This window comes from Bacillus sp. J33 (genome assembly GCF_000518885.1).
Classification (GTDB): Bacteria; Bacillota; Bacilli; order Bacillales; family Cytobacillaceae; genus Cytobacillus.
Map to the genome: position 1 here is coordinate 23128 of NZ_JAEL01000075.1, position 6000 is coordinate 29127.

Genomic DNA, 6000 nt, shown 5'->3' on the forward strand with positions numbered 1-6000 from the left:
CGCCTATCTATATAAACGGCAGATGCCGGGATTATCATATCCTTTAACTTATTTTTATCCTCTCTTATTACTGCACCTTATTGCCTTTCTTCATCTGTATGGATGTTCTTCCCGCCGAAAAAATGTCCTAAACAATGGACAGGACTTTTTTATTGTTATTTCCTATAAAAAAATCAGCTGCTGTTAAGAGAAGCAGCTGCTGATTTTTTCAAGATAATATGAAATTTTCCTTTTCAATGCCATAAAAATATAACCTGTGAAGGGGGCGTGTCATGGCGACATAAAGAAGCTTTATATCCAGTTCGGACTCCCTGGAGAACACTTCTTCAAGCGAGAGAATCATGACTGCATCAAATTCCAGTCCTTTTGCCAAGTATGATGGCACGATGACGATTTCGTCCTTTGGTATGCTTTCCTGCTCCTGCAGCAGCTTAAAAGGCATCTGGGCATGCTTTTCAAAAAGATTATGAAGATGCTGGCAGTCTTTCATTGTTTTTCCGATCACAGCAAAAGTTTTATAATCTTCTTCTTTCAATGCATTTACCTGATCTTCAAGCTGCTTTACCAGCTCACAGCCATCCTCTCTTTTAATAAACTCAGGGCTTTTCCCGTGGCGGACAACCGGTTCTACTTCCGGAAAAGAATAAGGGAGCAGCTTTAGCAGTTCATTTGCTTTTTTCATAATTTCTACTGTTGTACGATAGCTTTTTTGGAGCTCTGTATAGGTGGCGCGCGGAAAAATATAATCGAGCACCTGATCCCAGCTGGTTAACCCCCTGTATGAATGAATTCCCTGAGCAAGGTCCCCGACAAGGGTAAACATATCGGTATCAAGCGCTTTTTTTAAAGAAAGAAGCTCCATATAGCTGTAGTCCTGAGCTTCATCGATTACGATATTTTTTGCCTTCAGCTCTTTAGGGATGCCAAAAAGGTTTTCCTGTAAATAGAGCATTAGAGCAAGGTCTTCTCTCTCCAAAACCTTTTTCTTGAATAATCTCTGATTGTATTCACAAAGCAAGCCAGCATCCTTTCCTGATAGCTTCCCGCCGGACATTCTGGAAAGGCGGCCTTCATCTGCAAAAAGCTCTTTATAATATTTAATAAGACTTTTTTTCGGAAACTGCTTCATATACTTTGGCACAGCACTTCTAATACTTTTCGTTATTTCTTCCAGCCTGGCTCCTTTTTTATCAAGGGCCTCGGAAACATATTTCCTTCTTTTTTCCGGGTCCTTTCCCCTGTAGAGAGCCCGTTCAATCCGTTCATCATAGTATGTTTCAATTCTTTTTATGATGTTTTTCTTTTTCTTCGCCAGATCATTTTGCAGTACTGCTCTCAGTTTATCAAGCCTTCTGTAAAGAGGCAGATAGCTATAATCCTCTTTAAAAAGCTGGATGAATTTTTTATGGCTGAACAGCCTGAATTTATCGACTTTGAAATCCTCTTTAGGGAAAAAACTGCTATAGATTTCCTTAAGGTAATTATTAAGTATAACTTGGAAGACTGGCGATCCTTTTATGGACGATGCCCAGGCAGCCAGCTGTGTTTCCTGGCTGTTTTGGTTCTCAAGCAGTTTCACTAGCTTATTATCTTCAGCCATCTTAAGCTTGGCTCCCAGACATGCCTGGACATATTCCTGATAGGTTGTCTGCCGGACCCGTTCTACTCCCAGTTCAGGAAGTGCTTCTGATATATAATCGATAAAGAGTCTGCTTGGTGCGAGAATCATAAGCTGTTCGGGAGCGAAATTTTCTTTGTACTGATAAATAAAATAGCTGATACGGTGAAGAGCAATCGTTGTTTTTCCACTTCCTGCTGCCCCTTGAACAATGATTGGTTTATTTAGGTCAGCACGGATGATTTTGTTCTGCTCTTCCTGTATGGTCGAGATTATTTCTGTGAGGCGGTTGCTAGAGCTTTTGGATAGCGATTCCTGAAGCAGTTCATCGGTTGTGGTTAAATCAATATCACGGAATTCATCAAGAACACCTTCTTCAATCATAAATTGCCGTTTTAAAGATAGATATCCATTAAAGCTCTCTTCATATGAACGATATTGAACCTCTCCCAGCCTGCCTTCATAATATAGATTGGCAATTGGAGATCTCCAGTCCACAATGATCTGCTCCTGATTTTCACGGGAATATAAAGAAGTTTTGCCTATGTATAAGATTTCTTTTTCGTTAAGGTCCTCCCGAAGAAAATCAATCCTTGCAAAATAAGGCTTTTTTCTGGCCTTCTTCAATTGTTTTAATTCATCCTTGGACATTTCAAAAAAGCGGGCATTCGTTAATAATGAAGAATAACTCAAACTCGATTCAAGCCAATCAACGTCTTCAAAAGCTTCTTTCATGTTCTCCTGAAACTTGTCTTTGCTGGATTCCGATGTCTTAATCACCACGTCAATATAACGTTTCGTGAATTCCAGCCGCTGAATCTCCTGTTGAAAATCGGGGTGTTCATGTTCAGATGGCATATGCTTCTCCTTCCATATTTTTTCAGCCGCAATGGAGAAATACATATGAGCGTACGCGTGGGCAGAAAATTATATTATCAGAAAACTTTGCATTGGGCAAGTAAATTTTGTTGAATAGCCGGTTCGGTCAGAACATTTGTTGATCAGAGCCATAATATACATTTCCATGTGTTTTATTTTATAATAGAGAAAAATTCACTTTTTAGGAGGTGATGGAGATGGCAATCGGAGCTGCATTGCCTGATACTGCAGCGTCTCATGCAAAGCCTGATATGGATGGCGATACTTTGCATGAGGCGGTAATTTAATTTAGATCGCCCATTCAAGCTATACCATTTCTGATATCAGCTTTGCACCTTATTGATTTGTAAAAGCACAAACATAATAAGGAGCTGGCAGAAATGAGTTATTTAAAGGCTAATGCCGTTTTACCTGAAAACTTGATTGCGGAAATCCAGAAATATGTCCAGGGTGAGGCTATTTACATTCCAAAGCCTGAAAAAGCCCACAGTAAATGGGGTTCCCGTTCAGGAGCAAGGAAAGCTATAGATGAAAGGAATCGGAAGATTAAGTATGCTTTCAAAAACGGTAAAACGATCAGCGAATTAGCAGAGGAATATTACCTTTCCATTGAAACAATCAAGAAGATTGTTTATAAAAAATCGAGGTTTTCGTAAAGTTTGGTGCTTTTCAGGACTAACTAAGGTTTATTAACTGAGTTGATTGTAGCGGAGGGCACTTGATCCTCGAAAATGCTACCGCATTTCCTTCGTCAGGTGCCAGGTCAGGGAAGCTTATTCAATGTCCTGCTCAGAAGAGAGGGAAGCGGGAGACCCCGCAGGCGAAGCCGAGGAGGCTCTCATTCCTCCCCGCGGAAAGCAAGTGCCTGGAGCGGAAATCAACGGGCAGAAATTTTTATGTAAAAACAATTAAAAATAAAGGAAGAAAGCACTGACAGTCATGGTTCAGTGCTTTTTACTATGCCAAATTCATTTCCTAACCGTTTTATACATTTACAATATTATGTAAATCTTTTAAAGTGAAAGAGATAAGTTTGGTGCTGATAATTAGGAGCGATGATAATGGAACCTTTCATTAGAAACGATCAATATAACTTTATTAAGTCTCAGACACAGGTTTTAATTAATGGACATGCGTCTGTAAATGATACAGGAGTGCTTAATGCACTGAAGTCTCTTTCTGCCGAAAAGGTATTTGGCCTTTTTGAAGAACTAAGCGAGGAACAGAAACAGCTTCTTACCCCTGTAATGGATATAAAAGAAAGAGATCAGGCAGATGCGTTCTTAGCTTCAATAAAAGAATATGTTATTCCTTTTAAACCTTTAACTGAACAGTCCATTAAGAAACTATTCCCTAAAGCAAAAAAATTAAAAATGCCAGCACTCGAACATATTGATTTCAGGGATATAAGCTATTTGGGCTGGAATGACAAAGGAACAAACAGGAAATATATAATTAGCCAGGAGAATGGTAAATTGTCAGGTCTTCACGGAACCTTTAAGCCGGTAAGCAAAAAAGGAATCTGCGCGATTTGCAACAAATTTGAAGAGATTGGCATGTTCCTTTCTGAAACGAAAGGCTCTCAGATTGGCACCTATACAAAAAAAGGAAACTATATTTGCCAGGATAGCCAGAAATGTAATGAGAACCTTATTTCATTGGAACAGCTTAACGATTTTATCAGCCGGCTCAAAGGCTAAGGACAGAGGAGCCCGCAAATGCAGGCTCCTTTCTCTTTAACCCAGATATTTTCTTTGAAAATCAGCAATGCTTTCATATTCATTTTCAAATAGCCGGGATAAGCGGATATAGATCGGCAAAAGCTCGCGGTACACACTTGCATTCTCTTCTCTTGGCTGATGGATGTAAGTAGCACCAACCATTTCGGAAACAACATCAAGGTCCTCAACCTCGCCTAAAGCATATAAGCCAAGAATAGCTGCTCCCAAACAAGAGCTTTCATAGCTTTCAGGCACCACAACTTCCTGGTTGAAAATATCGGCCATCATTTGGCGCCACAGTTCTGACCTGGCGAATCCCCCTGTTGCCTGAATTCGCTTTGGTTCCCCTGTAAGCTCCTCTAATGCAAGCAAAACAGTATAGAGGTTATAAATAACTCCTTCAAGCACCGAGCGGATCATATGCTCTTTTTTATGGTGAAGGCTCAGTCCGAAGAAAGAGCCTCTTGCGTTAGCATTCCATAATGGTGCACGTTCACCAGTCATATACGGATGGAAAATCAGGCCGTCAGATCCCGGAGAAACACCGGATGCAATTTTAGTAAGAACATCATAAGGATCAATTCCAAGCCTCTTGGCTGTCTCTACTTCTGAAGCAGCAAACTCATCCCGAACCCAGCGGAAAAGCATACCGCCGTTATTTACCGGGCCGCCAATAACCCAGTGTTTTTCTGTAAGGGCATAACAGAAAATACGTCCTTTCGGGTCAGTTACCGGCTTATCCGTTACAGCGCGGATCGCACCGCTTGTTCCAATTGTAACCGCCACTACCCCAGGATCAATGGCATTCACGCCAAGATTGGAAAGAACTCCATCACTTGCACCTGCAATAAATGGGATACCAGCATCCAGCCCCATCAGCCTGCAGTATTCTTCTTTCATGCCTTTGAGAGAAAAAGTAGTCGGCACTGGCCTGGACAATTTATCTGCAGAAATCCCTGCGACTTCCAAAGCTCCTTCGTCCCAATCAAGCTTTTCCAAATTAAACATACCCGTAGCCGATGCAATGGAATAATCAACAATATACTCGCCAAAAAGCTTGTAAAAAACATACTCTTTAATGGAAATAAATTTTAAAGCACGGTTGAAAAGATCCTGCTGCTCATTTTTTAGCCAAAGGATTTTTGAGAGCGGTGACATTGGATGTATTGGGGTACCGGTTCTTAGGTAAATCTCATGGCCGTTCATGTCCTGTTTAATTTTGTCAGCCCACTTTGCACTGCGGTTATCAGCCCAGGTTATGCTATTGGTCAATGGCAGGCCTTCAGCGTCAACTGCAATAACACTATGCATTGCTGAACTGAAGGATACGCATGTAACTTCCTCAGCCTTGATTCCAGCTTCCTTTATGCATCCTTTAATGGTCCCAAGCACCGCTTGAAAAATTTCATCCGGATCCTGTTCAGCTGTGGATGGATTAGGCGTATGCAAAGGATACCCAATCGTGTACTTTCCAAGTACCTGCCCCTTATGATCAAATAATACCGATTTTGTACTTGTTGTTCCTATATCCGTTCCTATTACGTATTTTGTGGCTGCCATGATGAAAATCTCCTTTCATAAAACAAAACTTAAAAACGTTCTTCTCTTTTAATAGTTAGGCTCTTTTCTCATAAATTGTTGTTTTTACTTATAAATTCTGCCCGTTGATTTCCGCTACGGGCACTCAAGCTGTCAGCGGGGAGGAATGAGAGCCTCCTCGGCTTCGCCTGCGGGGTCTCCCACTTCCCTCACTTCCCGCAGGACATTGAATAAGCTTCCCTG

At 41.0% G+C, this 6000-nt stretch carries 4 protein-coding genes; 2 read left to right on the plus strand and 2 right to left on the minus strand.

Going from position 1 to position 6000, the window contains the following annotated elements; all coding sequences use genetic code 11:
- Nucleotides 1-208: 208 nt before the first annotated feature.
- Nucleotides 209-2476, minus strand: coding sequence for an RNA polymerase recycling motor HelD (gene helD, locus L634_RS0119685; protein WP_026583921.1), 2268 nt, complete (start codon nucleotides 2474-2476; stop codon nucleotides 209-211).
- Between the two features lie 401 nt (nucleotides 2477-2877).
- Between helD and L634_RS0119700 the strand changes: the two genes are divergently transcribed.
- Together L634_RS0119700 and L634_RS0119710 are read left to right on the plus strand one after the other, a co-directional pair.
- Nucleotides 2878-3153: a CD3324 family protein gene (locus tag L634_RS0119700; RefSeq protein ID WP_026583922.1), complete on the plus strand. Its 276-nt coding sequence runs from the start codon at nucleotides 2878-2880 to the stop codon at nucleotides 3151-3153.
- Nucleotides 3154-3558: 405 nt separating this feature from the next.
- Complete coding sequence (locus L634_RS0119710) at nucleotides 3559-4197, plus strand: FusB/FusC family EF-G-binding protein (protein ID WP_026583923.1); 639 nt, start codon at nucleotides 3559-3561, stop codon at nucleotides 4195-4197.
- Between the two features lie 36 nt (nucleotides 4198-4233).
- Here the strand turns inward: L634_RS0119710 and gntK are convergent, their stop codons facing one another.
- The gene (gntK, locus tag L634_RS0119715; protein ID WP_026583924.1) at nucleotides 4234-5778 is read right to left on the minus strand and encodes a gluconokinase; all 1545 of its coding nucleotides are present in this window, start codon (nucleotides 5776-5778) and stop codon (nucleotides 4234-4236) included.
- Between the last annotated feature and the right edge of the window lie 222 nt (nucleotides 5779-6000).